Genomic DNA, 23,030 nt, shown 5'->3' on the forward strand with positions numbered 1-23,030 from the left:
GCACACGCGACACGCGCGATACGCGCCTCCCGAACCTCGTGCCTTGATTGACGATCGTTATCGTGGCCTGGCCTGATTACGCTGGCCGTTGCCGTCAGTTGTGACCGGCCCCCGTCGCCGGCAGGTTCGCCGGGATGTCGCCGTAGCCACCGAGGCCGGCGCGCCCATACGCGCGGTCGACCGCCGTCGACGTGCCGTTGATGTTCACCTTCACCGTCGGCGCGAGCGTGCCGCCGCGGCGCGGGCCGATCGCATCGATGAACGACTCGACGAGCCCGCCCGGCATCACGTAGTGCGAATACGACTGGAATTCGCGCGGATTCTGGTTCGGGTCCTGCGCATACGGTGCGCCGGCCGGCGCGGAGAAGTCGGTCGGGTTGCCGAGCACGAGGCCGCTGCCGCCGTTCAGCGGCAGGAAGTCGCTGCGGATGCCGTTGCCGACGAAGCCGTACACGCCGTCCGGGCCGTCGACGCCGGCCGCCATCGTCGTGCGGTGGCTGATCGTGAACAGGTAGTACTTGCCGTCCTTCAGATAGATCTGCGGACGCTCGGTCTGGTCGTCGACGCAGTTCGCCGACAGGATCGGCGGCAGGAACTTCCATTCGGTCAACTGCGGGTTGGTCGCGACCGCGAGGCCGACGTTGGCCTTTTGATACACTGCGCCCGAATTCATCACCGCGTTGAGATCTTCACGGTTCGGATCGTTCGGCGCGTAGCCGAGATCGGCATCGGTGCAGGTGCGTGCGCCGCGCGGGCCGCCGGTGTTGCCTTCGAACACCATGTAGGTCTTGCCCGGATGCGCGGGGTCGGTGAACACGAACGGATCGCGGAACGAGAAGTAGGTGTTCTGCTGGCCGGTCTGGTAGTAGTGGCCGTCCGGTTCCAGCAGCGCCTTGTGATCGTCGAAGCCGGTGAACCACACGTGCTTGTCGTCGGCGTGGATGTGGCCGTCGGCGCGCGTGATGATCGCCTGCGGCGGCGTGATGTCGGCGCCGCCGGGCGCCGAGCGGTTGAACGACGTCGCGGTGTAGTAGAGGCTGACGTTGCTGCCGTTCGTGAGGCGCGCGGAACCCGACCATTCGGCGTTGTTGGTCATCGGCGCGGTGCCGAACACCCGGGCGCTCGCGCCGTCCGGGAACAGATGGCCGCCCCAGGTCCAGCCGCCGTTCGCGGGGCGCTGCGACGCGGGGATGCCGGCGCGGCGATAGAAGAAGCCGATGCGGGCGTGGACGTGACGGTCGTCGAACGTGTAGCCCGCGTGCGGATCGGCGGTGAGCGAGAAGATCACCTCCCAGCCCTTGTAGCTGAGCTGGTTCGCTTGCAGGTCGGCCAGCGGCCACGTGTCCCACACCCACACGTTGGAGTTGATCAGCGGGAAATCCTGCGGGATGTCCGGCATCGTCAGCGCCTGCGGCAGCGAGTTCCTGTCGGCGCCGGCAGTGTGCGATTGCGCGACGATCTGGCGGATGTCCGCCCGCGTCCAGCGCATCGTGAAGTTGCCCTCGGGATCGTAGGCTTGCTGGGTATGGGGCGTGGGCACGGGCGCGCCCGTGCCGCCGGACTGCGCGTGCGCGACGGACGCGAGGGCGGCGAGTGCGCCGCCAGAGAGCAGCAGACGTCTGGCCGCGACCGGACGGAAAAGGGGAAAGTATGTCATCTCGTCGTCGTTTCCTGGGAAGGTGAAAGTGAACGGCTGAGTGGGCATCGATGTCCAAACCGGTTTGGATGCTATTTCAAACCGGTTTGGAACGCAAAAGATATTTATTTGACGGTAATCGTTACCAATTGGAAATAATTACCCGGTCGGCGCGTCCCAGGCTTCGGGCAGCCGGGCGGATCGACGCATGCGAGGGATGACGGTGAAGGTGAATCTGAAGGCGCTGTCGGACGCGCTCGGCCTGTCGCGGACGACGGTCAGCCGCGCGTTGAACGGTTACGACGACGTCAGCGAGGCGACGCGCGAGCGCGTGGCGAAGGCCGCGCGGGAAATGGGCTACGTGGCCGATCCGACCGCGCGCCGGCTCGCGACCGGGCGGGCCGACATGATCGGGATCGTCTATCCGTTCGGCGCGGGCGATCTCGGCGATCCGCGGTTCGGCGAAGTCGTCGCGGGCATCACCGAGCGGCTCGCCGAGCGCAATCTCGATTTCATCATCGCGTCCGCGCGGCCGAACGCGGAGCTGGACACGTACCGGCGGATCGTCGACGGCAAGCTCGTCGACGGGCTGATCGTCGCGCGCACGCGGGTCGACGATCAGCGTATCGCGTACCTGCAAGGGAGCGCGTTTCCGTATGTCGCGTACGGCCGCACGCAGACGGCCGGCCCGTATGCGTGGTTCGACTTCGACAACGAGGCGGGCGCGCGCGACGCGGTGCGCCGGCTGATCGGCTTCGGGCATCGGCGCATCGCGATGATCAGCGCGCCGCTGGCGCTGAATTTCGCCGCGCAGCGGCGCGCCGGTTATCTGTCGGCCTTGCGCGAAGCCGGTATCGACGCGGATCCGGCGCTGCTCGTCGAGTGCGCGTTCACGCACGACGGCGGGCTGCAGGCGGCGCGGGCGTTGCTCGCGCGGGCCGAGCCGCCGACGGCGCTGCTGGTCGACAACAACATCGCGGGAGGCGGCGCATTTCGCGCGCTGGTCGACGGCGGACTGCGCCTGGGCGCGGACATGTCGCTGATCGTCTACGACGGCGTGCCGCCCGATCTCGCGCATCCGTATCGCGTCACGGCGGTCGTGCAGCCGACCGGGCATGCATCGGGGCGCGCGCTCGCGGAACTGATGCTGCGGCTGCTGGACGACGGTGTGCACGACCACCGGCTCGAGGCGCCGGCCATCGAGGCGGGCGACACGGACGGACCGGCGCGCGGGTAGCCCGCCCGGCGACGGCGGCGAGGCAACGGCGGGGCGCGATCGGACTGCGCCCCGGTCGCAAAGGCCATGACGACGGCAGGGGCGAACGCGCATTCTTCTAGACGACCGGTCTAATCCGGCGCTATCATCCGTCCTCACGCGTGCGGCGACGTCTCCGGCGGGCTCAAGCAGGGGACGCCGTCGTTTTATTTCGGCCGCTTCTAGACGACTGGTCTAATAGGCGTATATCGCATGCGGATGAATGAATCGCACGTTGCCGCGCGCCGGCGGACTAACCGACAGGCGTGGCGCGCCGACGTGCGGCCCCGTTCCCCCGTTCATTTTCGAAGGAGTGTCCGATCATGAAGATCCTGGTTGTCCTGACCTCGCACGACACGCTCGGCGACACCGGCAAGAAGACCGGCTTCTGGCTCGAGGAACTGGCCGCGCCGTACTACACGTTCAAGGACGCGGGCGTCGAGTTGACGCTGGCGTCGCCGAAGGGCGGCCAGCCGCCGCTCGATCCGAAAAGCAGCGATCCGACCGCGCAGACCGACGCGACGCGCCGCTTCGACGCCGATGCGGCGGCCAAGGCTGAACTCGCGTCGACGCGCAAGCTGGCCGAGGTATCGGCGGACGACTACGACGCGCTGTTCTACCCGGGTGGCCATGGCCCGCTGTGGGATCTCGCCGAGGATCTGCATTCGATCGGCCTGATCGAGCGCGCGCTCGCGGCCGGCAAGCCGGTCGCGGCGGTCTGCCACGCGCCGGGCGTGCTGCGCCACGTGAAGAACCCGCAGACCGGCGAATCGGTCGTGCGCGGCAAGCGCGCGACGGGATTCACCAACAGCGAGGAGGCGGCCGTCGAGCTGACCGAGGTCGTGCCGTTCCTCGTCGAGGACATGCTGAAGACCAACGGCGCCGAATTCGAGCGCAGCGCCGACTGGGCGCCGCATGTCGTCACCGACGGGCTGCTGATCACCGGGCAGAACCCCGCGTCGTCGGCGCCCGCGGCCGAGGCGCTGCTCGCGAAGCTCGGCCATCGCTAACCGCATGGCGCCGGCCGGGCCGGCGCCGCGTCCTTGCCGTCGCCGGGCGCTGCCGGCCCGCCGACGGCCCGCATCGTTGCGTCGTGCGCACCGCGCGGCGCATTCCCAGCCGTTTTGCAGAACCAAGCAAAGGAGTCGTGGATGTCTGCCCTGTTCGAACCGTTCAAACTCAAGGATGTCACGCTGCGCAACCGCATCGCGGTGCCGCCGATGTGCCAGTACGTCGCCGAAGACGGCGTCGTCAACGACTGGCATCACGTGCATCTGGCCGGCATCGCGCGCGGCGGCGCGGGCCTCGTGATCGCGGAGGCGACCGCCGTGTCGCCGGAAGGCCGCATCACGCCGGGCTGCGCCGGGTTGTGGAACGACGTGCAGGCCGAGGCGTTCGCGCCGTCGGTCGCGGCGATCAAGGCGGCCGGCGCGGTGCCGGGCATCCAGATCGCGCACGCGGGCCGCAAGGCGAGCGCGAACCGCCCGTGGGAAGGCGACGACCATATCGCCGACGGCGATCCGCGCGGCTGGCAGACCATCGCGCCGTCGGCCGTGCCGTTCGGCGCGCATCTGCCCAAGGTGCCGCGTGAAATGACGCACGACGACATCGCCCGCGTGCAGGCCGACTTCGTCGCGTCGGCGCAGCGCGCACGCGACCTCGGTTTCGAATGGCTGGAACTGCACTTCGCGCACGGCTATCTCGGCCAGAGCTTCTTCTCGGTGCATTCGAACCAGCGCACCGACGAATACGGCGGTTCGGCCGAAAACCGCGGCCGTTTCCTCGTCGACACGCTGGCCGCCGTTCGCAAGGTCTGGCCCGAGCATCTGCCGCTGACCGCGCGCCTCGGCGTGATCGAATACGACGGCCGCGACGAAGAGACGCTCGCCGAGTCGATCGCGCTCACGCAGCGGATGAAGCGGGAAGGGCTCGACATGCTGAGCGTGTCGGTCGGCTTCTCGACGCCCACCGCGCAGATTCCGTGGGGCCCGGCGTTCCTCGCGCCGATCGCCGAGCGCGTGCGCCGTGAGGCCGGGCTGCCGGTGTCGTCCGCGTGGGGGATCGACACGCCGCAACTGGCGAACCGCGTGGTGGCGGAACAGCAACTCGATCTCGTGATGGTCGGCCGCGCGCACCTGGCCGATCCGCACTGGCCGTACTACGCGGCCAAGCAGCTCGGCGTCGAGCGTCCGTCGTGGACGCTGCCCGCGCCGTACGCGCACTGGCTCGAACGCTACCGGGTCGCGGACAAGGTGGCGTAAGCGGGGGCACGTCGACGCCGCGCCGCGGCGCTCCGCGCATCGCGCGCGGCGCCGGTCGGGCGCCGATGGATAGAATGGCGGTTCGTCCAGGCCGATGGCCTGCGCGAACCGCCATTTTTTCTTTTCGACAGAGGTGCCATGGGCGCACATGTGCCGTCGTCTCACGATTCCGCCGCGCGGCCGCGCGCGCAACAGATCGCCCGCGTCGCGTTGTATGCGGCGCTGCTGGTGCTCGCGCTGTGGGTGATCCGCGATTTCATTCCCGCCATCGCGTGGGCCTGCGTGATCGCCATCGCGATGTGGCCGCTGCTGAAGCGCTTCGAATCGCACCGGCTGTTCCGCGACCGGCCGACGCTGATCGCGACCGTCATCACGGCGGCGATTTCGCTGCTCGTCGTGCTGCCGGTGGCGGTTGCGACGACCCAGGCGATCGCGCAGGCGCATGACCTGCGCGAGTGGCTGCACACGGTCCAGGACAACGGCATTCCGTTGCCGGACGTGGTCAGCCGGTTGCCGTACGGCGCGGCGCAGATCACCGAATGGTGGCAGGCCAATCTCGGCCATCCGCTGCATGCGGCCACCGCGATGCACGGCGTCAACAGCGAGAAATTCATCGCGTTCGGCCGGCAATTCGGCACGAAGCTCGCGCACGTGCTGCTCGAATTCGGTTTCATGCTCGTCACGCTGTTCGTGATCCTGCGCGCGGGCCACAAGCTGTCGGGTGCGTTGCTGCAGGGCGCGCGGCGCGCGTTCGGGCGCAACGGCGCGGAACTGATCGAGCGGATGGTCGCGGCCGTGTACGGCACGGTGACGGGGCTCGTCGTCGTCGGGCTCGGCGAGGGCGCGCTGCTCGGCGTCGCGTATGCGCTCGCGGGCGTGCCGCATGCGGCGCTGCTCGGGCTCGTCACGGCGGTCGCCGCGATGCTGCCGTTCTGCGCGCCGGTCGTGTTCTGCGGCGCGGCACTCTGGCTGTTCGTGCAGGGGGCGACCATGTGGGCCGTCGTGGTCGCGGCGCTCGGGTTCATCGTCGTGTTCGTCGCCGAGCATTTCGTGCGGCCGGTGCTGATCGGCGGTTCGACACGGCTGCCGTTCCTGCTCGTGCTGTTCGGCATCCTCGGCGGCGCCGAGACGTTCGGCCTGATCGGGCTGTTCGTCGGCCCGGCGCTGATGACGGTGCTCACGATGCTGTGGGCCGAATGGATCGCTTGAGCGCGCATGCTGTTGCGTCGGCTCGACGCAGCGGTGCGACGACGCGGATGCCCACGCACGCGGGTGACGGCTGCAACGATCGCTGACGATTCGGCGGGCGAGGACGCCTGCGATCGCAGGGATCCGGATAACGATCTCTACATTTCTTTTCGATCCGGACCCAAAGGTCGAGTAGCATGGGGCTTTCGATCACGCCGGCATGGCGCAGCAGATTCCCCGAGCATGCGATTGATTTCGATGTCCCGTCCCGCAGCGACGCTGTCCCTGGCCGCCAGCTGCCTGATGTTGCATGGCTGTGCGTGGTTCGACTCGTGGCTGCCGTTTTCGTATTCGCGCACGCCGCTGGCACGGGCCGCGTCGAGGCACGGCGCGACGCGCGCCGACGTCGTCCGCGCCGCCGGCAACCCGCGCAGCGTCTGGATGGTCCGCAACGGCAGCGGTGTCTGCTACAACTATTTCATCGAGCACGGCAACGATCACCGGTCGTACTTCGTCGTGTTCGACAAGGCCGGCGTCGTCACGCAGTACGGCTTCGATTCGTGCATGGACGCCGACCGCAAGGGCACGCTCCAGCCGGGCAAGGCCGCATCGCGCTAACGCGGCCGCCTGCGCCGCGCGAGCGTGTCACGCACGCGTCACGCGATCGTATCGAGCACGCCGCCGTCGGCGCGCAGCGCGGCGCCCGTCGTGGCCGAGGCGAGCGGCGAACACACGTACACGACCAGGTTCGCGATTTCCTCGGGCAGCGCCGGCCGCTGGATGATCGACGTCGCGCGCTCGGTGCGCACGAAATCCACCGCGACGTCGTCGATGCTGCGGCCCGTTTCGTCGGCCTGCGCTTTCAGCATCGCGCGCACGCCTTCCGACATCGTCGGCCCCGGCAGCACCGAATTGACGGTCACGTTGGTGCCGGCCGCGAGTTTTGCGAGGCCGCGCGCGATCGACAACTGCGCGGTTTTCGTGAACCCGTAATGAATCATGTCGACGGGAATGTTCAGGCCCGATTCCGACGAAATGAACACGATGCGCCCGGCATTGCGTTCGATCATCCCTTTCAGGTAATGCCGCGCGAGCCGCACGCCGGACATCACGTTGATCTGGAAATAATGTTCCCATTCGGCATCGTCGATGTCGAAGAACTGCTTCAGGCCGTAGATGCCCGCGTTGTTGACGAGAATGTCGGCATCCGGCGTGTGCTGCGTGACACGCGCGACGCCGGCCGCATCGGACAGGTCGGCGGCGACGCCGTCGAAGCTTGCGCCGGGCACGGTGTCGCGCAGTTTCTCGAGCGCGGATTGCACCGACGTGTCGCTGCGGCCGTTGACGACGACGCGCGCACCGGCGCGCGCGAGTCCTTCGGCGATCGCGAGCCCGATGCCGGCGGTGGAAGCGGTGACGACCGCGGTCTTGCCTTTCAGATCGATCTGCATGAGCGTGGCGGGGGGAAGAGTGAACGGGAAGCGCCGCGCGTGCCGCGGCGGACGGAATTCAAAGCTTAGGCAAATTCCGGTCAATAGGCCATCTCGCGAGCGCGTCGGCGGCGGTCATGCAGGAATGCCGGGGAGGGAAGTCGTGAAGTGCCGGCGTGGATCTCGGTCGCGAGAGATCCGTGCCGGCTCGGGGCAACCACGCGTGAGATCGGGTACCGCGCGTGCTTCACCCGCGCGGTACCCGACCGACGACGTGTTCGCCGGCCGCGATGGCAGCAGGTCGAATGTCGGCCGGAAAGAGTCGGCGCCACTGCCGATGCTGGCGGATGCCGTGCATGCCGCCAGCCCATTTCGTGACTATTGCCCGCGGAACGGGTGAGCCGTCAACGCCGGAAGGCGAATATCAGGAGCACGTGACGAACCAGTCCCACCAGTAGTATCCGACCAGCTCCTGGGTGCTTCTTTCCAGCGTATAGAGCCCGAAGCACGCGCCAAGCGTTTCTATCCCGCTCTCTCTTGCCTTGGAGCCAATGCTGACGAAAGTCTGCGGCTTCGTCACCGGCGGCAGGCCGTCGCGCGTTTCAGGATTCAGTTGCACGGCGTTCACGTCGAGGAAGTCCTGCGAAAACGGGTTGAATACCTGCTGGCCGAACAGGTGCGAAACCTGATAAATCAGCACCGCGTCGTCCACGTTCCCATAGAGGGAGACTGCCCTCAGTGAAACCGTGTCGCCCGGATACAGCGTCAGAACAGGGTCGGCCGGGCCGTTTCCGATCGACCCGCCCCGCGCACCGGTATACAGCAGGCGCACGGCGCGGTGATCGACGGCGATCGGTAATTCGGGCTGCCTGCTCGGATGCGGGTATCTCCACTTGATGTATTCCGTGTCGATTACCGCAAGGATGTCGATTTGCTGCGCGCTCGGGTCGAGCGTGAGGCTTCCAAGATCGGCTGTCATACGGGTGCTCCATTTTGGTTTTGTCGCGGAAAAGGCGCGGCACCGTCCGGGGCGCCGCGCAAGATCTGCCGACTTGAATCGCTCCCGTATCGCTTCGGAGCGAGTTGTCGGCGGCGCTCGCGTCAAGCAGCGGCGGCTTGCCAGACCCAGAAGAAGTAGCCGAACAAGGATTTCCTGTTCTGGCTCCGCGTATAAAGCGCAAAAGACGTGGCGAGGTACTCGGATCCGGCGGATTTTGCGACGGATTCGAATGCCTGGAAGACCTGGGATTGCGCCGAGGTCGCGATGAGGTCCGGCGTTTCGGCAGCGCTCGCCGCGCCAGCCTGTTCGATGGTCACCGCGGTAAACGGAGCGAACACCTGAGCGCCCGAGTATTGCTGGACGTGGTAAATCAGCGCAGCGTCTCCGGAATTGTCGGCCAGCGACGTCCCCATCAGGGATACCTTGTCGCCGACATTCAATTTCAGGCCCAGATTACCGTTTCCCTCCGAACTGCTCACGCCGGGCGCGTGGCCGTTGAGCATGAACAACGCAGTGCTGGGGATGCTGGTCGGGTTCTGCGCGTTCAGGCTCGGATTGGGGTGACTTCTCTTTATGTAATTCGTGTCGATAACTGCAAGAATTTGAACGGACTGAGCGGCTTTTTCCAGATTGATACTGTTCGGATCGACTTTCATTGGAATGCCTCCGTGGTGGGCCAATTGCCCGTGCGGTGCGCGTGGCGCATCGGCGATGCGCTTTTTCAGTATTGGCCATTTATATTGGTTTTAGTACCTGTCAGGTTTGATGAGGGATTTATTTTAATGAAAGTTGCTTTTCGCGGACGAGGTGGGGTCGATGTCGCGGTGTAATCGACTGTAATTGATTTTTATGGATTTTTTCGGTCTGGAATCGGGTTGTTGGGTCTGAATTAAAACGTTCGTCGCCGCGTAATCGACTGTAATTGATTTCGATTGCCGAAGAGGGCGATATTGTCCTTGACGCGCCAATGACGCGTCGTCGGATTTAAATTCATAACGCTTAATGAATGGAGATCAGCCATGGCTACCGAAGTCACTCTTGCATCGAGCGCACAGGACATCAACATCATCGCGGTGATCGATACGGAATGGGTCAAGAAAACGTATCCGAATCCGAGCCAGGATCCGAACAAGCCGACGGGCATCGCCCACAATGGCCAGTTCCTGATTTGCACCGGCGCGCGTGGCGTCAAGGGGCAGGGTACGGCCGACCTGGAAATCACCGCATATCCGGGTGACCGCGTCCAGTTCACCGGCGTGTCGATCTACGACAACTCCGACGATGCCGTGATCATCTACAACATCCCGCGCTATCAAGGCGACGAGGTATTCAACCCGTTCGTCTGCAACACCGTCGTCCGCAATGGCGCGGTGGAACCCAACCCGGATTCGGGGAGCCGCAATGGCCTCCCGCCGCTGAAGAAGCAACTCACGTTCGCGACTTTCGACTCGTCGGTCCGGAAAAGCGGCACCGAATATTTCGGCGTTTGCTTCGCGCTTTACAAGCTCGTCGGCGGGCAGAACCAGGAACTGTTCGGCTACTACTGGTGGGATCCGAAGATCTACGTGCCGGCCTGACCCGATCGTCTCGACGTCGGCGCCCGAGCAGGCGGAAACGCCTGTAGGCGGGTACAGGGCGCGATGTCCCGGCCCAAGCGCGACATCGTGTCGGGCGCCGGCGACGGGCAGGATCGTGCCCACGATCATCGTCGTGGGCACGATTCAACCGAACATCGAAGCCGGACGGTGCGGTTGCGCGGCACCGCACAGTCTTGTACGGTGAGCATTCGTCCGAACCGGAGCCCGCCGCGTGAACCGTACCGCCAACCGATCCACCGTACCGTCGCCGTTCTGGCGCGATACCGCGCTGCCGTTCATCGAGGCGCGCACGGTCGACGACGGGCGTGCGATCTGCTATGCGAAGCACACGCACGACACGCTGTCGGTGGGCGCGATCGTCGGCGGCACGAGCACGTACGTAAACGGTGCGACGAACGCGCACGTCGGCCGCGGCGTGCTCGTGATCATCGATCCGGAGCAGGTACACGCCTGCAATCCCTACGGCCCGGATGCGTGGGCATACCGGATGGTCTATGTCGACGTGCCGTGGCTCGCGCGGCTCCAACACTCGCTGGGGCACGATCCGAACCGCGATTTCCACGGGTTTTCGCCGAAGTGGACCGACCGCGGCGACCTGTTCGCGCAATTTGGCGGCTTCTATCGCACGCTCGTGTCGCCCGGCATCGATGCGCTCGGCAAGGAAAGTGCGGCGGTCGAATTCTTCACGGCGCTGCACGGCGCGCTCGACCGTGAGCTGCCCGACCGGCGGCCGGGAGACGACAACGCGAAACTCGCGCGCGCGGCCGACTACATCGCCGCCCATTGCCGCGAGTCCGTCACGCTCGATGCGATCTGCGCGGCGGCCGACCTGTCGCCGTCGTACCTGATCCGCGCGTTCAATGCGCGTTACGGGATGACGCCCCATGCGTTCCTGATCGATCGGCGCGTGCAGTACGGCCGCACCGAGTTGCGCCGCGGCCGGCCGATCGCCGAAGTCGCGCTCGACGCCGGCTTTGCGGACCAGGCGCATTTCCAGCGCGCATTCCGGCGGATCGCGGCCGCGACGCCCGGACAGTATCGCAGCGCGATGCGCTGACCGGCGAAGCCGCTACACGTCCAGCAGGAACAGCGCGCTGCCCGCGAGCAGCAGCGCCATCAGCCGGTTGAACACGCGCATGCGCCGTGCGTTCGCGAGCCGGTGCCGCAACGACGCGCCCGCATAGCCCCAGCATGCGATCGACGCGAAGCAGATCACCAGATACAGCGCGGCGAACTGCCAGACCTGCGCGCGGTCGCCATCGGCCGCATATGCGCCCATCGCGGCCACGCACGCGAGCCATGCCTTCGGATTGAGCCACTGCATCGCCGCGCCGGACGCCGCCGACGGGCCGGCCACGTGCGGATCGGCCGACAGCCGGCCGTCGTCGAGCGCGAGCCGCAGCGCCATGTACAGCAGGAACGCGATTCCCGACCACTGCGTGGCCGTCGTCAGCACGGGCCAGCGCGCGAGCGCCGCGTGCAGGCCGAGGCCGATCAGCAGGAACAGCGCGACGAAGCCGAGCGTCGCGCCGGCCGCGTAGCGCAGGCTCGCGCCGAGGCCGTGGCGGGCGCCCGCGCTGAGCGCGACGATGTTGACGGGACCGGGGGTGATCGACGAGGCGAGCGCGAACGCGGCCATCGAAACCAGCATGCTCATCAGGTGTCTCCATGCGACATGTCGAAAGTCGTATCGAGACTACGGGCGCCGCGTCGGCCCGTATTGAAGAAAACTGCCCTCGGCGGCGCGCGACCGCCGTCAGTGCAGCGCGCGCGGCGCGTGCGCCGGCCGCGCGTCGCGCGGACCAGACGGATTGGCCGAATCGGCCGAATCCACCGCGCCGGCGACATCGGCCGGCCGCAGCGGCCCGCCCGAGCAGGGATGCGTCGATACCGAGAAGCCGAACGTGTTGACGCCGCCCGAGCACGCGACGAACACGCCGCCGCCGTGCATCTCGGCCACGGCCTTGACGATCGACAGCCCGAGCCCGTGGTTTTCCTTGCTGTTCGCGCGCGCTTCCTCGAGCCGGTAGAAGCGCTCGAACACATGCGAGCGCAGCACCGGGTCGATCGGCTCGCCGGGGTTCGACACGGCCATTTCGACGAGCGCGTCGCGGCGCGTGATCGTCACGTTCAGCGTCGCGCCGGGCGCCGAATGCTGGATCGCGTTGATCAGCAGGTTCGTCATCGCGCGGCGGAACAGCGACGGATCGACGGCCGCGCGCGCATCGCCGTGCAGTTCGGCGCGCAACCGCGCCTCGTCGAGCGGAATTTCGAGGAAGTCGAGCATGCGCCGCACCTCGTCGGCGAGCGACACGTCCTTCAGGTCGGTCGCGCGCTCGCCGCGGTCGCTGCGCGACAGGAACAGCATGTCGTTGATGATCACGCGCAGCCGCTCGAATTCCTCGAGGTTCGACTGCAGTGTCTGGCGCATCCGGTCGACCGACCGGTCGCGGCTCGTCAGCGCGACCTGGGTCTGGCCGATCAGGATGCTGATCGGCGTGCGCAGCTCGTGCGCGACGTCCGCGTTGAACGCTTCGAGCCGCGCGTAGGTTTGCTGGATCCGTTCGAGCGCGCCGTTGAACGACGTTGCGAGATCGCGCAGCTCGGTCGGCAGCGCGTCGGTGTGCAGCCGCTGGCGGCGGTTCGTCGCGCTCACGCTCGCCGCGTCCTGCGACAGCCGGTCGAGCGGCGCGAGCCCGAAGCGCGCGACCGCGCGGCTCAGCAGCAGCGTGATGACGGTGGCCGTCGCGATCAGCGCGGCCAGCGTCCAGCCGAAGCGGCGCAGCATCCGCTGCGTCCGTTCGCACGACGTCGCGACCACCAGTTGCAGCGTCGGCCGCTCGCCGGCGCCGGCGAGCGTGATGGTTTTCGTCATCACCGCGTAGCTGCTGTCGTTGAGCTGGTAGCGCTGGAACGCGCCGAACGGCGGGTCGAGCGGCACGCCGTCGACAGGGCTGCCGAAGCGGAACGCGGGGTTGTCGCTGATTACCTGGTAGTGCGTCGAGCCGTCGGGCGGCTCGAGATCGGCGAGCTTTTCCTGCATCAGGCGGCCGCGCGCGGCCGTGGTCGCGTGCGACACGATCATCTGGGCGACCTTGGCGCGCGTGTCGATCGTCGCGCGCAACTCGGCGAACAGCTGGCGCTCCATCATCACGAACAGCCCGCAGCCGACCAGCGTGAACACGAGCAGCGACACGATGCCGAACATCGCCGAAAGCCGCAGGATGATCGAGCGTTTCATGCGCGCCGCTCCGCGTCGCCGTCCTCGCGCGCCTCGAGCACGTAGCCCATCCCGCGGATCGTGTGCAGCAGCTTGTCCGCGAACGGGCCGTCGAGCTTCGCGCGCAGGCGCTTGATCGCCGTTTCGACGACGTTCGCATTGCTGTCGAAGTTCACGTCCCACACGAGTTCGGCGATGGTCGTCTTCGACAGCACCTCGCCGCTGCGCCGCGCGAGCACGCCGAGCAGCTGGAATTCCTGCGCGGTGAGGTCGAGCCGCGTGCCGTCGCGGGTCGCGCGGCGGCCGATCAGGTCGACGCGCAGGTCGCCGATCGAGATCAGCGTCGATTCCTGCACGCGGGCGCGGCGCGTCAGCGCGCGCAGCCGTTCGATCAGCTCGAGGAACGAGAACGGCTTGGTCAGGTAGTCGTCGGCGCCGCCGCGCAAGCCGCGCACGCGGTCGTCGACGCGATCGCGCGCGGTCAGCATGATGACGGGCGTCTGCTTCTGCGCGCGCAACGCACGCAGCACGCCGAAGCCGTCGAGCTTCGGCAGCATCACGTCGAGCACGACCACGTCGTAGTCGAATTCGACGGCTTTCCACGCACCGTCCTCGCCGTCGAGCGCGGTGTCGACGACCCAGCCTTCCTCGGTCAGGCCGCTCTTCAGGTATTCGACGACTTTCGGTTCGTCTTCGACGATCAGCACTTTCATGTTCGCTTTCCGCGTAACCGGTTAAGGGCGGGTCAAGGGCCGACACCCGCGCCGCGCTGCGGGGCCGCCGACGCGACGTCGGACGGCGCCGGGCCGCTCGCCGCATTGCCGTCCCAGCCGCCGCCGAGCGCCTTCGCGAGAAACACGACGAGCGCCGCGCGCTGGCCCTGGATCTGCACGGCCTGGCGCTCGCTCGTCAGCAGTTGCTGCTGGGCCGTCAGCACGTCGATGAACGGCGTCAGGCCGCCCGCGTAGCGATCCTGTGCGAGCGACACGAGCTTGCGTGCGTCGTCGACGGCCGCGGAGGCCTGCTGCGCGGCCTGCGCGAGCACCGACAGGCCGGTCACCGCATTTTGCACCTCCTGGAACGCGGTGAGCACGGTCTGCCGGTAGCTGGCCTGCGCGGCGACGTAGCCGGCCTGCGCGAAATCGACGCCGGCCTTCAGCTTGCCGCCTTCGAACAGCGGCTGGCTGAGCGACCCGCCGACCGACCACAGCAGCGCCGGCACGGTGAACAGGCCCGCGAAGCGCGTCGCGTCCCAGCCGAGGTCCGGCGACAGCGTGATGCGCGGGAAATACGCGGCGCGCGCGACGCCGATCTGCGCGTTCGCGGCGGCCATCGCGCGCTCGGCCGACGCGACGTCGGGGCGCCGTTGCAGCAGGTCGCTCGGCATGCCGGTCGGCAGCGTGGGCGCATTGATCGGCACCACGCGCGGCGGCAGCGAGAATTCGGGGGCGGGCGCGCCGACCAGCGTCGCGATCGCGGTTTCGACCTGCGCGCGCTGCTGGATCAGCAGTTGCGCCTGCGTGCGCGTCGCGTCGAGCTGCGCGCGCTGCTGCAGCAGATCGAGCCCCGATACCGCGCCGAGGTCGTGGCGCGCGCTCACGTAATCCAGCGCCTTCTGCTGCAGATCGATCGAGCGCTTGACGACGTCGATCTCGGTGTCGAGTTCGCGCAACGCGAAATAGCTCGACGCGAGATCGGCGCTCAGCACGAGGCGCGCATTCGCGAAATCGTCGCGCGCCTGCTCGGAGCTGGCCTGCGCGGCTTCGACGCTGCGCCGCACGCGGCCGAACAGGTCGAGTTCGTAACTGACCGCCGCGCCGACCTGGATCTCGTTCTGCACGGTCGACATGCTGCGCGTCGCGTAGTTGGTCTGCGGCCGGTCGGCGGAGATCTTGAAGCGCTGGCCGCTCGCGTTCAGGCCGACGGCCGGATACTGCGCGGACGCGACCGACGCGAGCGTCGCCTTCGCCTGGTCGTAGCGCGCGGCCACCGCCTTCAGGTTCTGGTTGTTGCGCAGCGCGTCGGCTTCCAGCGCGTCGAGCTGCGCGTCGCCGAACGCGGTCCACCAGACCGGATCGAGCGGCGCGCGGGCCGGCGCGGCCGGCTGCCAGTATTGGTCGGCCGGATCGAGCCGCCACGCGGCTGGTGTATCGACGGGCGGGCGCCGGTAATCCGGGCCGACCGTGCAGCCGGCGGCGACGGCGGCCGCGACGATGGCGGCGAGCGCCACGGGCCGCACGCGCGTGCGCATCGCGCTCACGACTTCGCTCCCGCGACCGCGGAGGCCGGCTGCGCGGCCGGCGCCTGCACGACGACCCGGTCGCCGTTCGCGAGCGCGTCGCTCGGGTTCGCGACGAGGCGGTCGTTCGGCGTGATCGGCCCGTCGACTTCGAGCGTCTGGCCGATCGTGCGCACGACCGTCACCTGCTTCAGGTGGACCTGGCCGTTCGCATCGACGGTCGCAACCGTCGGGCCTTCGGCGCGGAACAGCAGCGTATTGGCCGGCACCTGCAGGCGGCCGACCGGCGTCATCGGCAGCGTCGCCTGCACGTACGCGCCGGGCAGCAGCCGCCCGTCCGGGTTCGGCAGCGTGATCTCGATCTGCAGCGAGCGCGTCGCGACGTCGATCGCCTCGGACGTGCGCGTGATCGTGCCGTCGAACGTCCGCCCCGGCAGCTCGGCCTGCGCGACGCTCACGTGCTGGCCGACCTTCACCTGCTGCGCATACGCCTGCGGCACCTGCACGTACAGGCGCAGCCGGTCGGCCTGCACGACCGTGAACAGCGCGCGGCCCGCGTTGCCGGAATTGACGAGATCGCCGACGTCGACGTTGCGCTGCGTGACGATCCCGTCGATCGGCGCGACGATCCGCTGGAAGCCCTTCAGTTCGGTGAGGCGGCGCATGTTCGCATCGGCCGCCGCGAGGTTCGCGGTGCCCTGGTTGAACGCGCCTTGCCGGTCGTCGAGTTCCTGTTGCGACACCGCATCGCGCTGGCGCAACTGCTGCGCGCGGTCGAACGACGTCTTCGCGAGCGCGAGCGCGGCTTGCGCCTGCTGACGTTGCGCGGTGGCCTGCGCCAGTTCCTGGTTCAGCTCCGGCGTATCGAGTTCGGCGAGCGTTTGCCCCTGTTTCACGTGCGCGCCGATATCGGCCTGCCAGCGCAGCACGTAGCCGCTGGCGCGCGCATGGATCGGCGCCTCGACGAAGCCGCGCAGCGTGCCGGGCAGCGTCAGCTTGCCGCCGGTGGCCGCGTCGACCGGATGCACGACGTTCACGTACTGGCGCGTGTTCTGCTCGGCGACCGCGTCGAGCCGGTTGCGGTTCAGCCCGTTGACGATCAGCGTGCGCGCGGCGCCGGCGGCCAGCAGTACGCCGATCACGATCAGGACGACCCGTCCGCGTCGCGACACCGACGCGCGCGTCGGCAGGTGCATGCCGTGTTCGTCCACCTGGATGCCGACGGCGCTGTGATGTTTCTCTTCCATGAATTCAACCAATTCAACCGGGTAGTGGGGCGAAAGTCAGTGTCCGGCCTGGCGCGCGCGCCGACGGGCCAGCCGTGAATGCACGCCGCCGAACACGAGCGGCACGAACAGCAAGGTCGAAACGGTCGCGAACAGCAGCCCGCCGATCACCGCGCGGCCGAGCGGCGCGTTCTGCTCGGCGCCTTCGCCGAGACCGAGCGCCATCGGCACCATCCCGATGATCATCGCGAGCGCTGTCATCAGCACCGGCCGGATCCGGGTCGCGCCGGCCTCCAGCGCGGCCGTGAGCGGCGGCGCGCCGGCCGCGAGCCGTTGCCGCGCGAACGACACGACCAGGATGCTGTTCGCGGTCGCGACGCCGACCGTCATGATCGCGCCGGTCAGCGCGGGCACGCTCAGGTGCGTGCCGGTGACGAACAGCATCCACGCGATGCCGGCGAGCGCGGCCGGCATCGCGCTGATGATGATCAGCGGGTCGAGCCACGACTGGAAATTGACGACGATCAGCAGGTAGACGAGCACGATCGCCATCGCGACGCCCGCGCCGAGGCCGAGATACGACGTGCGCATCGTCTCGATCTGGCCGCGCATCGCGAGGGCGGTGCCGCGCGGCAGCGTCGCGCGCGCGTCGGACACGATGCGGTCGATCTCGCCCGCGACCGCGCCGAGGTCGCGGCCCTCGACGCTCACGTACACGTCGATCGCCGGGCGGATGTTGTAGTGCGTGATCACGGCCGGGTTCACGGTACTGCGGACCTGCACCAGGTTGCCGAGCAGTTGCAGCGGCGCGCCAGCGCGGCCGCTGGCGGAGATCGGCGTGCCGAGCAGGTCGTCGACCGACGACAGGTTGTATTGCGGGGTCTGGATCTGCAGCGGGTACTGGACGCCGGTGCGCGGGTTGATCCAGAACGACGGCGTCGTCTGCGAACTCCCCGACAGCGAGATCAGCATGTTCTGCGCGACGTTCTGCGCGGAGAGATTGAGCTGCTGCATGCGCGTACGGTCCATGTCGGCCAGCAGGGTCGGCTCGTCGTTGCGTTGCAGCACGTGCACGTCGACGGCGCCGGGGATTTGCCTGATCTTTTTCATCAGGCTGCTCGCAATGGTCATGTTACTCGCGAGATCGTTGCCAAGCACCTGCACGTCGATCGCGGCCGGCTGCCCGAAGTTGAGGATCTGCGTGATGATGTCCGACGGCTGGAAGAAGAACTCGACGCCCGGGAAGCGTTGCGGCAGCAGCGTGCGCAGCGTCTGTACGTAGTGCCCGGTCGCGCGGTGGCCGGCCTTCAGCGCGATCAGCAGCTCGCCGTCGAGCGTGCCGATCGTGCCCGCGTTGCTGTACGACAGGTTGATGCCGCTCACCGGGAGGCCGAGGTTGTCGACGATCGCACCGAGCTCGTCGGGCGGCACGGTTTCGCGGATCACGCGCTCGACCTGGTCGGCGAGGCGCGCGGTTTCCTCGATCCGGTAGCCGGTCGGTGCGCGCATGTGCAGCCGGATGTTGCCGGAATCGGCGTTCGGGAAGAAATCGCGGCCGAGCATGAACACGAGGCCGGTCGACAGCACGCAGAAGCCGAGGAAGCACAGCGCGTAGAAGCGGCGGCGCACGAGCAGGATGCTGAGCAGCACGATGTACCACGCGCGCAGCCGCTCGAACGCGCGGTTGAACGCGTGATGGATGCGGGCGAAGCGCGACGCCGAATGGTCGGCACCGGTGTGCGCCTGCTGCGGGCGGAACAGCAGCATCGCGAGCGTCGGCACCAGCGTGCGCGACAGCACGTACGACGCGAGCATCGCGAACACCACGGCTTCCGCGAGCGGCACGAACAGGAAGCGCGCGACGCCCGTCAGGAAGAACATCGGCACGAACACGATGCAGATGCACAGCGTCGACACGAGCGCGGGCACCGCGATCTCGCCCGCGCCTTCGAGGATCGCGTCGTGCAGGTTCGTACCGAGATGGAGGTGCCGCTCGATGTTCTCGATCGTGACGGTCGCGTCGTCGACGAGAATGCCGACCGCGAGCGCGAGCCCGCCGAGCGTCATGATGTTGATGGTCTCGCCGAGCGCGGACAGCGCGATCAGCGACGTGAAGATCGACAGCGGAATCGAGATCGCGATGATCAGCGTGCTGCGCCAGTTGCCGAGGAACAGCAGGATCATCATCGCGGTCAGCACGGCGGCGATCAGCGCCTCGTGGATCACGCCCTGGACGGCCGCGTTGACGAACACCGACTGGTCGAACAGCGGCGTGATCGTGAGCCCCTCGGGCAGCGTCGGGATCACCTTCGGCAGCAGCGCCTTCAGGTCCGACACGACCTTGAGCGTCGACGCGTCGCCGCTTTTCAGGATCGAGATGAGCACGCCGCGCTGGCCGTTCTGGCGCACGACGTTGGTCTGCGGCGCGAAGCCGTCGCGGACCGACGCCACCTCGCGCAGGTAGGTCGTCGCGCCGTTGACGGTCTGGACCGGCAGGTCGTTGATGTCGGCGACGGTATCGGCGGACGCGTTCGTGTCGATCCGGTATTCGGTCTGGCCCATCTTCGCGGTGCCGGTCGGCAGCACGAGATTCTGCGCGTTGACCGCGTTGACGATGTCGGCCGGCGTGAGGCCCTTCGCGAGCAACGCCTGCGGATCGAGGTCGATCGCGACCACGCGGGTGCGCCCGCCGTACGGGAACGGGATCTGCGCGCCCGGCACGGTGATCAGTTGCGGGCGCAGGAAGTTGAGCGCGATGTCGGCAAGCGACTGTTCGCTGAGCGTCTTGCTCGACAGCCCGAGCTGGATCACCGGAATGCTCGACGCGGAATAGGTGATCACGAGCGGCGGCGTCGCGCCCTGCGGCATCTGTCGCACGATCGCCTGCGCGGACGAGACCGTCTGCGCGATCGCCGTCTGCACGTTCGCGCCCGGTTGCAGGAACACCTTCACGACCGCGATGCCGGGCAGCGACGTCGATTCGACGTGCTGGATGTTGTTGACGGTCGTCGTCAGCACCCGTTCATGCACGGACGTGATGCGGTTCGTCATCTCCGTCGCGGAGAAGCCGTTGTAATTCCAGATCACGCTGATCACCGGGATGTTGATCGCGGGCAGCACGTCGACCGGTGTGCGCATCAGCGCAAGCGGGGTGGCCAGCACGATCATGATGGCCATCACGATGAACGTGTAGGGGCGCCTGAGCGCGAGATTGACGATCCACATGGAGGCGGCGGGACAGGCGGTGATCGGGCGGCGGTGAAGGGAACCCGAATGATAGGCGTCGGCCCGGCACGGGTTACTGTCGCGAAACTGGCGGAATCGTCAGGTTGAGGCGCGCGGGCCGTCGGCCGATTCCGCAGACGGAATGCGCCGCCGCGATCGCGACGGTTTCGCGTATCGGGCGGCGCTCACAGCTGCTCCATGCCGAAGCGGGCGAGCGCATCGAGATCGACGACGTCGATCTGGTTGTACGCGAGCCGCAACGCGCCGAGCTTCTCGAGTTGCTGCAGCGCCTGGTTGATCCGCTGGCGCGACACGCCGACGAGCATCCCGAGTTCCTCCTGCGAGATCGACAACGACGGGCCGGTATCCGGGTACAGCGCGGGGTTGAAGAGCTGCGCGAGCGCCTGCGCGACGCGCGCGTCGACGTCGAGCAGCCGGCTGTTCTGGATCGACGCGATGAATTCGCCCATCCGGTTGTTCAACTGATGGATCACGAAGCGCGTGAACGGCAGGCTCGTGTCGAGCAGCGCATGGAACGTGTCGACCGGCACGAACAGCACGGTCGAGCGCTGGATCGCGACGACCTCGTACTTGCGCAGCTCCCGCTTGATCACGCTGCCTTCGCCGAACCAGCCGCCCGACGGCACGCCGGAGAACGTGCAGCCGCGCCCCGACACGTTGAAGATCGCGAGCTTCAGCAGCCCCTGATGGACGCCGATCCAGTATGCGGAAGGCGCGAGCCGGTGCGCGATCACGTCGCCGGCTTCGCACTGTTCGACGTGCGACTGGGCCAGCACGAGCGCCTGGTGCTCGGGCGCCAGCGTGCGGAACCACGCGCATTGGCCGAACAGTGTCGCCAGCGGCGGCAGCGGGCCCGGTGCGGGAGGCGGGTCGGCCGGGGCGGCGGCCGCGTCGGGATGGTCGTGCATGGGTGCGGGTTTGCGAGGATAGGGATAACGCGCAGCGCTCGAGCGGCACTCTGTCGTTTCGATGACAGACGGCTCACAATAGCGCCCGTTAGGCTGTCGGCAATTGAACCACATCAAAACGATCCGGGGTGCGTGCGCTCCGGTCGACAGAACACGGGAGACAGGATCATGACGCAGATGTTCGAGGCCGGGCTCGGCCGCCGCGATGCCAATTACGTGCCGCTCACGCCGATCGATTTCCTGATCCGGGCGGCGGAAGTCTACGGCGAGCGCCTCGCGATCGTGCACGGCGACGTGCGGCGCACGTGGGGCGAGACCTGCACGCGCGCGAAGCAGCTGGCGAGCGCGCTCGCGCAGGCCGGCGTCGGGCGCGGCGACACGGTCGCGGCGCTGCTGCCGAACATCCCGGCGATGGTCGAGGCGCACTTCGGCGTGCCGATGGCCGGCGCCGTGCTGAACACGATCAACACGCGGCTCGACGTGTCGTCGGTGCTGTTCATGCTGCGTCACGGCGAGGCGAAGGTGCTGATCGTCGACACCGAATACGCGGAGGTCGCGCAGCGCGCGGCGCTCGAGGTGCCGGGCCTGAAGATCGTCAGCGTGGCCGACGCGCTGCCGGCCGACCCCGACCGTTTCGCGGGCGCGACCGACTACGAGACGTTCGTCGCCGGCGGCGACCCCGACTACGCGTGGACGCCGCCCGCCGACGAATGGGAGGCGATCGCGCTGAACTACACGTCGGGGACGACCGGCGACCCGAAGGGCGTCGTCTACCACCATCGCGGCGCGTACCTCGCGGCGATCAGCAACATCCTCGAATGGGACATGCCGAAGCACGCGGTGTATCTGTGGACGCTGCCGATGTTCCACTGCAACGGCTGGTGTTTCCCGTGGGCCGTCGCGGCGCGCGCGGGCGTGAACGTGTGCCTGCGCAAGTTCGATGCGAAGACCGTGTTCGACCTGATTCGCCGCGAGCGCATCACGCACTACTGCGGCGCGCCGATCGTGCAGAGCGCGATCGCGAACGCGCCGGCCGAGTTCCGCGCGGGGATCGACCATACGGTGCACGCGATGGTCGCGGGCGCGGCGCCCGCGCCGGCCGTGATCGCGAAGATGAAGGAGATCGGCTTCGACCTGCTGCACGTGTACGGGCTGACCGAGGTCTACGGCCCGGCGACCGTTTGCGCGAAGCAATCGCACTGGGACGCAGTGTCCGACGAGGAACGCGCGCGGCTGAATGCGCGTCAGGGCGTGCGCTACCACCTCGAAGCGGGCGCGACGGTGCTCGATCCGGACACGATGACGCCGGTGCCGGCCGACGGCGAGACGCTCGGCGAGATCATGTTCCGCGGCAACATCTGCATGAAGGGCTACCTGAAGAACCCGAAGGCGACCGACGAGGCATTCCACGGCGGCTGGTTCCATACCGGCGATCTCGCGGTGCTGATGCCGGACGGCTATATCCGGATCAAGGATCGCAAGAAGGACATCATCATCTCGGGCGGTGAGAACATCTCGAGCATCGAGGTCGAGGACGCGCTGTACCGGCATCCGGCGGTGGCCGTCGCGGCCGTCGTCGCGATGCCCGACCCGAAGTGGGGCGAGGTGCCGTGCGCGTTCGTCGAACTGCGCGAAGGCGCGAGCGCGACCGAGGCGGAGATCGTCGCGCACTGCCGGCAACTGCTCGCGGGCTTCAAGGTGCCGAAGGCCGTGCGCTTCGGCGAACTGCCGAAGACGTCGACCGGCAAGATCCAGAAGTTCCAGTTGCGCCACGCGGTCGGCTCGGACAAGGCGATCGACCTGGCCGGCGACAAGAAGTAGTC

19 protein-coding genes are annotated in these 23,030 nt (G+C 67.8%); 8 read left to right on the plus strand and 11 right to left on the minus strand.

Going from position 1 to position 23,030, the window contains the following annotated elements; all coding sequences use genetic code 11:
- Positions 1 to 94: 94 nt before the first annotated feature.
- Positions 95 to 1,657, minus strand: a complete 1,563-nt coding sequence (locus MMB92_RS01110) for a glycoside hydrolase family 68 protein (RefSeq protein ID WP_277562464.1) — start codon at positions 1,655 to 1,657, stop codon at positions 95 to 97.
- A gap of 187 nt (positions 1,658 to 1,844) precedes the next feature.
- Here MMB92_RS01110 and MMB92_RS01115 point away from each other — a divergent pair, with 187 nt between their 5' ends.
- The 5 genes from MMB92_RS01115 (at position 1,845) to MMB92_RS01135 (ending at position 6,958) form a co-directional block, all read left to right on the plus strand.
- Positions 1,845 to 2,873, plus strand: coding sequence for a substrate-binding domain-containing protein (locus MMB92_RS01115; RefSeq protein WP_277562465.1), 1,029 nt, complete (start codon positions 1,845 to 1,847; stop codon positions 2,871 to 2,873).
- 341 nt (positions 2,874 to 3,214) lie between these two features.
- Positions 3,215 to 3,901, plus strand: coding sequence for a type 1 glutamine amidotransferase domain-containing protein (locus MMB92_RS01120; protein ID WP_006481723.1), 687 nt, complete (start codon positions 3,215 to 3,217; stop codon positions 3,899 to 3,901).
- A gap of 141 nt (positions 3,902 to 4,042) precedes the next feature.
- A complete protein-coding gene (locus MMB92_RS01125) occupies positions 4,043 to 5,152 on the plus strand; it encodes an NADH:flavin oxidoreductase/NADH oxidase (RefSeq protein WP_006485651.1) in 1,110 nt (369 codons plus the stop codon).
- A 138-nt stretch (positions 5,153 to 5,290) separates the two neighbouring features.
- The gene (locus MMB92_RS01130; protein WP_006485660.1) at positions 5,291 to 6,361 is read left to right on the plus strand and encodes an AI-2E family transporter; all 1,071 of its coding nucleotides are present in this window, start codon (positions 5,291 to 5,293) and stop codon (positions 6,359 to 6,361) included.
- Between the two features lie 222 nt (positions 6,362 to 6,583).
- A complete protein-coding gene (locus tag MMB92_RS01135) occupies positions 6,584 to 6,958 on the plus strand; it encodes a hypothetical protein (protein WP_006494939.1) in 375 nt (124 codons plus the stop codon).
- Positions 6,959 to 6,996: 38 nt separating this feature from the next.
- Here MMB92_RS01135 and MMB92_RS01140 read toward each other — a convergent pair whose 3' ends face one another.
- The 3 genes from MMB92_RS01140 to MMB92_RS01150 form a co-directional block, all read right to left on the minus strand.
- Positions 6,997 to 7,791 (minus strand): SDR family oxidoreductase, encoded by a 795-nt coding sequence (locus MMB92_RS01140; protein ID WP_006485656.1) that lies wholly within the window; start codon positions 7,789 to 7,791, stop codon positions 6,997 to 6,999.
- 403 nt (positions 7,792 to 8,194) lie between these two features.
- Positions 8,195 to 8,749, minus strand: coding sequence for an inclusion body family protein (locus MMB92_RS01145; protein ID WP_048985533.1), 555 nt, complete (start codon positions 8,747 to 8,749; stop codon positions 8,195 to 8,197).
- A gap of 122 nt (positions 8,750 to 8,871) precedes the next feature.
- Complete coding sequence (locus tag MMB92_RS01150; protein ID WP_124632830.1) at positions 8,872 to 9,426, minus strand: AidA/PixA family protein; 555 nt, start codon at positions 9,424 to 9,426, stop codon at positions 8,872 to 8,874.
- Between the two features lie 363 nt (positions 9,427 to 9,789).
- On the opposite strand from MMB92_RS01150, the gene MMB92_RS01155 reads away from it, so the two are divergent.
- Both MMB92_RS01155 and MMB92_RS01160 read left to right on the plus strand, forming a co-directional pair.
- Positions 9,790 to 10,347 (plus strand): inclusion body family protein, encoded by a 558-nt coding sequence (locus MMB92_RS01155; protein ID WP_006485654.1) that lies wholly within the window; start codon positions 9,790 to 9,792, stop codon positions 10,345 to 10,347.
- Positions 10,348 to 10,579: 232 nt separating this feature from the next.
- The gene (locus MMB92_RS01160) at positions 10,580 to 11,425 is read left to right on the plus strand and encodes an AraC family transcriptional regulator (protein ID WP_006485655.1); all 846 of its coding nucleotides are present in this window, start codon (positions 10,580 to 10,582) and stop codon (positions 11,423 to 11,425) included.
- Positions 11,426 to 11,437: 12 nt separating this feature from the next.
- Here MMB92_RS01160 and MMB92_RS01165 read toward each other — a convergent pair whose 3' ends face one another.
- The 7 genes from MMB92_RS01165 to MMB92_RS01195 form a co-directional block, all read right to left on the minus strand.
- Positions 11,438 to 12,025: a LysE family translocator gene (locus MMB92_RS01165; protein ID WP_006485658.1), complete on the minus strand. Its 588-nt coding sequence runs from the start codon at positions 12,023 to 12,025 to the stop codon at positions 11,438 to 11,440.
- Positions 12,026 to 12,124: 99 nt separating this feature from the next.
- Positions 12,125 to 13,609, minus strand: coding sequence for a heavy metal sensor histidine kinase (locus MMB92_RS01170; protein WP_277562466.1), 1,485 nt, complete (start codon positions 13,607 to 13,609; stop codon positions 12,125 to 12,127).
- Positions 13,606 to 14,301 (minus strand): heavy metal response regulator transcription factor, encoded by a 696-nt coding sequence (locus tag MMB92_RS01175; RefSeq protein WP_006485649.1) that lies wholly within the window; start codon positions 14,299 to 14,301, stop codon positions 13,606 to 13,608. Before MMB92_RS01175 ends, MMB92_RS01170 begins: the two co-directional genes overlap by 4 nt.
- Positions 14,302 to 14,333: 32 nt before the next feature.
- Entirely contained in the window at positions 14,334 to 15,839 is a 1,506-nt protein-coding gene (locus MMB92_RS01180) for an efflux transporter outer membrane subunit (protein WP_058903594.1), read from the minus strand.
- A 5-nt stretch (positions 15,840 to 15,844) separates the two neighbouring features.
- On the minus strand, positions 15,845 to 17,074 hold the full coding sequence (locus tag MMB92_RS01185) for an efflux RND transporter periplasmic adaptor subunit (RefSeq protein ID WP_077021060.1): 1,230 nt from the start codon (positions 17,072 to 17,074) through the stop codon (positions 15,845 to 15,847).
- Between the two features lie 36 nt (positions 17,075 to 17,110).
- Positions 17,111 to 20,278 (minus strand): efflux RND transporter permease subunit, encoded by a 3,168-nt coding sequence (locus MMB92_RS01190; protein WP_034202391.1) that lies wholly within the window; start codon positions 20,276 to 20,278, stop codon positions 17,111 to 17,113.
- Between the two features lie 185 nt (positions 20,279 to 20,463).
- Positions 20,464 to 21,207 (minus strand): Crp/Fnr family transcriptional regulator, encoded by a 744-nt coding sequence (locus tag MMB92_RS01195; RefSeq protein ID WP_006481933.1) that lies wholly within the window; start codon positions 21,205 to 21,207, stop codon positions 20,464 to 20,466.
- A 168-nt stretch (positions 21,208 to 21,375) separates the two neighbouring features.
- Between MMB92_RS01195 and MMB92_RS01200 the strand changes: the two genes are divergently transcribed.
- Positions 21,376 to 23,028, plus strand: coding sequence for an acyl-CoA synthetase (locus tag MMB92_RS01200; protein ID WP_034202390.1), 1,653 nt, complete (start codon positions 21,376 to 21,378; stop codon positions 23,026 to 23,028).
- Positions 23,029 to 23,030 lie beyond the last annotated feature (2 nt).

Origin of the sequence: Burkholderia sp. IO2 (assembly GCF_029522185.1) — a bacterium.
In the GTDB taxonomy this organism is placed as follows: Bacteria; Pseudomonadota; Gammaproteobacteria; order Burkholderiales; family Burkholderiaceae; genus Burkholderia; species Burkholderia cenocepacia.

Excerpts from the sequence above, each read along its gene's own strand:
- MMB92_RS01110 (WP_277562464.1), bottom strand. The coding sequence starts at position 1,657 with ATGACATACTTTCCCCTTTTCCGTCCGGTCGCGGCCAGACGTCTGCTG.
- MMB92_RS01115 (WP_277562465.1), top strand. The coding sequence starts at position 1,845 with ATGCGAGGGATGACGGTGAAGGTGAATCTGAAGGCGCTGTCGGACGCG.
- MMB92_RS01120 (WP_006481723.1), top strand. The coding sequence starts at position 3,215 with ATGAAGATCCTGGTTGTCCTGACCTCGCACGACACGCTCGGCGACACC.
- MMB92_RS01125 (WP_006485651.1), top strand. The coding sequence starts at position 4,043 with ATGTCTGCCCTGTTCGAACCGTTCAAACTCAAGGATGTCACGCTGCGC.
- MMB92_RS01130 (WP_006485660.1), top strand. The coding sequence starts at position 5,291 with ATGGGCGCACATGTGCCGTCGTCTCACGATTCCGCCGCGCGGCCGCGC.
- MMB92_RS01135 (WP_006494939.1), top strand. The coding sequence starts at position 6,584 with ATGCGATTGATTTCGATGTCCCGTCCCGCAGCGACGCTGTCCCTGGCC.
- MMB92_RS01140 (WP_006485656.1), bottom strand. The coding sequence starts at position 7,791 with ATGCAGATCGATCTGAAAGGCAAGACCGCGGTCGTCACCGCTTCCACC.
- MMB92_RS01145 (WP_048985533.1), bottom strand. The coding sequence starts at position 8,749 with ATGACAGCCGATCTTGGAAGCCTCACGCTCGACCCGAGCGCGCAGCAA.
- MMB92_RS01150 (WP_124632830.1), bottom strand. The coding sequence starts at position 9,426 with ATGAAAGTCGATCCGAACAGTATCAATCTGGAAAAAGCCGCTCAGTCC.
- MMB92_RS01155 (WP_006485654.1), top strand. The coding sequence starts at position 9,790 with ATGGCTACCGAAGTCACTCTTGCATCGAGCGCACAGGACATCAACATC.
- MMB92_RS01165 (WP_006485658.1), bottom strand. The coding sequence starts at position 12,025 with ATGAGCATGCTGGTTTCGATGGCCGCGTTCGCGCTCGCCTCGTCGATC.
- MMB92_RS01170 (WP_277562466.1), bottom strand. The coding sequence starts at position 13,609 with ATGAAACGCTCGATCATCCTGCGGCTTTCGGCGATGTTCGGCATCGTG.
- MMB92_RS01175 (WP_006485649.1), bottom strand. The coding sequence starts at position 14,301 with ATGAAAGTGCTGATCGTCGAAGACGAACCGAAAGTCGTCGAATACCTG.
- MMB92_RS01180 (WP_058903594.1), bottom strand. The coding sequence starts at position 15,839 with ATGCGCACGCGCGTGCGGCCCGTGGCGCTCGCCGCCATCGTCGCGGCC.
- MMB92_RS01185 (WP_077021060.1), bottom strand. The coding sequence starts at position 17,074 with ATGGAAGAGAAACATCACAGCGCCGTCGGCATCCAGGTGGACGAACAC.
- MMB92_RS01190 (WP_034202391.1), bottom strand. The coding sequence starts at position 20,278 with ATGTGGATCGTCAATCTCGCGCTCAGGCGCCCCTACACGTTCATCGTG.
- MMB92_RS01195 (WP_006481933.1), bottom strand. The coding sequence starts at position 21,207 with ATGCACGACCATCCCGACGCGGCCGCCGCCCCGGCCGACCCGCCTCCC.
- MMB92_RS01200 (WP_034202390.1), top strand. The coding sequence starts at position 21,376 with ATGACGCAGATGTTCGAGGCCGGGCTCGGCCGCCGCGATGCCAATTAC.